3 protein-coding genes and 1 pseudogene are annotated in these 4,446 nt (G+C 59.2%); all 4 read left to right on the top strand.

Annotated features, from left to right (window positions below; translation table 11 throughout):
* Nucleotides 1-131: 131 nt before the first annotated feature.
* Nucleotides 132-776 (top strand): annotated as a pseudogene (locus tag OKC28_RS22715) (DUF3363 domain-containing protein); the annotation flags it as partial.
* A gap of 216 nt (nucleotides 777-992) precedes the next feature.
* On the top strand, nucleotides 993-2,207 hold the full coding sequence (floR, locus tag OKC28_RS22710) for a chloramphenicol/florfenicol efflux MFS transporter FloR (protein ID WP_000214122.1): 1,215 nt from the start codon (nucleotides 993-995) through the stop codon (nucleotides 2,205-2,207).
* A 54-nt stretch (nucleotides 2,208-2,261) separates the two neighbouring features.
* Complete coding sequence (locus OKC28_RS22705) at nucleotides 2,262-2,540, top strand: LysR family transcriptional regulator (RefSeq protein WP_001100557.1); 279 nt, start codon at nucleotides 2,262-2,264, stop codon at nucleotides 2,538-2,540.
* Nucleotides 2,541-2,651: 111 nt separating this feature from the next.
* Nucleotides 2,652-4,145, top strand: coding sequence for an IS91-like element ISCR2 family transposase (locus tag OKC28_RS22700; protein WP_001120888.1), 1,494 nt, complete (start codon nucleotides 2,652-2,654; stop codon nucleotides 4,143-4,145).
* Nucleotides 4,146-4,446 lie beyond the last annotated feature (301 nt).

The raw sequence follows: 4,446 nt of genomic DNA, 5'->3' as shown, positions 1-4,446 counted from the left end.
GGTAAGCAGAGTTTTTGAAATGTAAGGCCTTTGAATAAGACAAAAGGCTGCCTCATCGCTAACTTTGCAACAGTGCCGTTTATTCTTCCTATACGTGCCGCGTTCCAGGCGGCGACTATGAGGGCTATGTCGATGCCCATGTGCGCCGGCTGGAGGCGCTACGCCGGGCCGGTATCGTCGAGCGGATCGACGCCGACCAATGGCGCATCCCCGATGATCTGGTCAGCCGTGCCGCCGCCCATGACGCCGGCCGAGACAGTCAGGCCAGCGTTCGCGTCCTTTCCCCGGTCGATCTGAACAAACAGATCGGATCGGACGGCGCGACCTGGCTGGACCGGCGGCTGATCCACGGCGAGACGGCCGACCTTGCGCCAACCGGCTTCGGGCAACAAGTCCGCGAAGCCATGGACCAGCGCCGCGAGCACCATATCGAACAGGGCGACGCCACCCGCAGCCGGGACAGCCGCGTCTTCTACCGGCGCAACCTTCTCGCCATCCTGCGGGAGCGCGAGGTAGCCGGCGTCGGATCGGATATGGCTTTGAGTAAGGGCCTGCCGTTCCGCGCCGCCACGGACGGCGAGAGCGTCAGCGGCAAGTTTACCGGAACCGTGCATCTATCGAGCGGCAAGTTCGCCGTGGTCGAGAAATCCCATGAGTTCACCCTTGTCCCGTGGCGGCCGATCATCGACCGCCAACTCGGCCGCGAGGTTATGGGCATCGTGCAGGGCGGGTCGGTGTCGTGGCAGTTAGGGCGGCAGAGGGGGCTGGAACGCTGAGTGCGCCCATGCCGCATTGCGAAGCAAAAGATAATCGGATAAAATGTAGCAATTCATATTCGTAAGCGTGGAGTAATCAGATGGGAAATTCCAAGTCAGCAGACAAGTAAGCCGCAACAACCAGTATTGTTGTTGCGGCGCTCTGTAAGGCTAGTCTCATCTGATTGCTGACGAGCAGACGTCGCCCGGTATTCCTTAATCGAGGGTTGATTCGTCATGACCACCACACGCCCCGCGTGGGCCTATACGCTGCCGGCAGCACTGCTGCTGATGGCTCCTTTCGACATCCTCGCTTCACTGGCGATGGATATTTATCTCCCTGTCGTTCCAGCGATGCCCGGCATCCTGAACACGACGCCCGCTATGATCCAACTCACGTTGAGCCTCTATATGGTGATGCTCGGCGTGGGCCAGGTGATTTTTGGTCCGCTCTCAGACAGAATCGGGCGACGGCCAATTCTACTTGCGGGCGCAACGGCTTTCGTCATTGCGTCTCTGGGAGCAGCTTGGTCTTCAACTGCACCGGCCTTTGTCGCTTTCCGTCTACTTCAAGCAGTGGGCGCGTCGGCCATGCTGGTGGCGACGTTCGCGACGGTTCGCGACGTTTATGCCAACCGTCCTGAGGGTGTCGTCATCTACGGCCTTTTCAGTTCGATGCTGGCGTTCGTGCCTGCGCTCGGCCCTATCGCCGGAGTATTGATCGGCGAGTTCTTGGGATGGCAGGCGATATTCATTACTTTGGCTATACTGGCGATGCTCGCACTCCTAAATGCGGGTTTCAGGTGGCACGAAACCCGCCCTCTGGATCAAGTCAAGACGCGCCGATCTGTCTTGCCGATCTTCGCGAGTCCGGCTTTTTGGGTTTACACTGTCGGCTTTAGCGCCGGTATGGGCACCTACTTCGTCTTCTTCTCGACGGCTCCCCGTGTGCTCATAGGCCAAGCGGAATATTCCGAGATCGGATTCAGCTTTGCCTTCGCCACTGTCGCGCTTGTAATGATCGTGACAACCCGTTTCGCGAAGTCCTTTGTCGCCAGATGGGGCATCGCAGGATGCGTGGCGCGTGGGATGGCGTTGCTTGTTTGCGGAGCGGTCCTGTTGGGGATCGGCGAACTTTACGGCTCGCCGTCATTCCTCACCTTCATCCTACCGATGTGGGTTGTCGCGGTCGGTATTGTCTTCACGGTGTCCGTTACCGCGAACGGCGCTTTGGCAGAGTTCGACGACATCGCGGGATCAGCGGTCGCGTTCTACTTCTGCGTTCAAAGCCTGATAGTCAGCATTGTCGGGACATTGGCGGTGGCACTTTTAAACGGTGACACAGCGTGGCCCGTGATCTGTTACGCCACGGCGATGGCGGTACTGGTTTCGTTGGGGCTGGTGCTCCTTCGGCTCCGTGGGGCTGCCACCGAGAAGTCGCCAGTCGTCTAACCGACGACTGGTAGCAGGCCCGCTCCGATGCGGCGCACTAACCATCGAAACCTCGTGAATGTCGGTATCCTGTCTGGCAGGATACCGCTCATTTCCCTTGTTCAGTTCATCGCCGTCGCCGAGCATCTGAATTTTCGGCATGCGGCCAAGGCACTTGGTATCAGCCAGTCGAGCGTCAGCGCGCGTGTGAAAGCGCTGGAGGATAACCTTGGTGTCCTGCTATTTGAGCGCCATGCGCGGGGCGTTCGGCTAACAGACGCAGGCAGGCACTTCATGGAGCGTGTCACGGCGGGTGTCGATCAACTCGATCACGCAGTGAAGACCGCGGAGTGACGGGCACTGGCTGGCAATGTCTAGCAACGGCAGGCATTTCGGCTGAGGGTAAAAGAACTTTCCGCTAAGCGATAGACTGTATGTAAACACAGTATTGCAAGGACGCGGAACATGCCTCATGTGGCGGCCAGGACGGCCAGCCGGGATCGGGATACTGGTCGTTACCAGAGCCACCGACCCGAGCAAACCCTTCTCTATCAGATCGTTGACGAGTATTACCCGGCATTCGCTGCGCTTATGGCAGAGCAGGGAAAGGAATTGCCGGGCTATGTGCAACGGGAATTTGAAGAATTTCTCCAATGCGGGCGGCTGGAGCATGGCTTTCTACGGGTTCGCTGCGAGTCTTGCCACGCCGAGCACCTGGTCGCTTTCAGCTGTAAGCGTCGCGGTTTCTGCCCGAGCTGTGGGGCGCGGCGGATGGCCGAAAGTGCCGCCTTGCTGGTTGATGAAGTACTGCCTGAACAACCCATGCGTCAGTGGGTGTTGAGCTTCCCGTTTCAGCTGCGTTTCCTGTTTGCCAGCCGGCCCGAGATCATGGGGTGGGTGCTGGGCATCGTTTACCGCGTCATTGCCACGCACCTGGTCAAGAAAGCGGGCCATACCCACCAAGTGGCCAAGACGGGCGCGGTCACCCTGATCCAGCGTTTTGGATCGGCGCTCAATCTGAATGTTCACTTCCACATGCTGTTTCTCGACGGTGTGTATGTCGAGCAATCCCACGGCTCAGCGCGTTTCCGCTGGGTCAAGGCGCCGACCAGCCCAGAGCTCACCCAGCTGACGCACACCATCGCCCACCGGGTGGGTCGCTATCTGGAACGGCAAGGCCTGCTGGAACGGGATGTCGAAAACAGCTATCTGGCCTCGGATGCGGTGGATGACGACCCGATGACACCCCTGCTGGGGCACTCGATCACTTACCGTATCGCTGTCGGTTCACAGGCGGGGCGAAAGGTGTTCACTTTGCAAACTCTGCCGACCAGTGGTGATCCGTTCGGTGACGGGATTGGCAAGGTAGCCGGGTCCAGCCTGCACGCCGGCGTGGCGGCCAGGGCCGATGAACGCAAGAAGCTCGAACGGCTGTGCCGGTACATCAGCCGCCCGGCGGTATCCGAGAAGCGGCTGTCGTTAACACGAGGCGGCAACGTGCGCTACCAGCTCAAGACGCCGTACCGGGACGGCACCACGCACGTCATTTTCGAACCATTGGATTTCATTGCAAGGCTGGCCGCCCTGGTACCGAAGCCCAGAGTCAACCTAACCCGCTTCCACGGGGTGTTCGCACCCAACAGTCGGCACCGGGCGTTGGTCACGCCGGCAAAACGGGGCAGGGGCAACAAGGTCAGGGTGGCTGATGAACCGGCAACACCAGCACAACGGCGAGCGTCGATGACATGGGCGCAACGGCTCAAGCGTGTTTTCAATATCGACATCGAGACCTGCAGCGGCTGCGGCGGCGCCATGAAAGTCATCGCCTGCATTGAAGACCCTATAGTGATCAAGCAGATCCTTGATCACCTGAAGCACAAAGCCGAAACCAGCGGGACCAGGGCGTTACCCGAAAGCCGGGCGCCACCGGCTGAGCTGCTCCTGGGTCTGTTTGACTGACGAGCCTGAAGGCCAACGATACCAATCAAAATGCTGCGTTCACAGCGCCGCGGCAGGGATCCGCCGTGCTGGTTGTCGGAAAAGGAGCCGCTAGTGGGAAAGAGGAGGGTAAATTTTCAGCGTTGCTGGCTCCCCGTCAGCCGGATTGGGTTGCATCGCAGGGGTGTCGAAAGAGTCAACTGCGGTCCAAAGCTGTTGGACTTGGGTGAAAAGGGCGTTTATTCGGCACTGTTGCAAATAGTCGGTGGTGATAAACTTATCATCCCCTTTTGCTGATGGAGCTGCACATGAACCCATTCAA

Source organism: Aeromonas sp. D3 (genome assembly GCF_027705025.1).
In the GTDB taxonomy this organism is placed as follows: Bacteria; Pseudomonadota; Gammaproteobacteria; order Enterobacterales; family Aeromonadaceae; genus Aeromonas; species Aeromonas salmonicida.
Note: the sequence above shows the minus strand (reverse complement) of the source record. Positions and strands in the feature narration are given on the sequence as shown.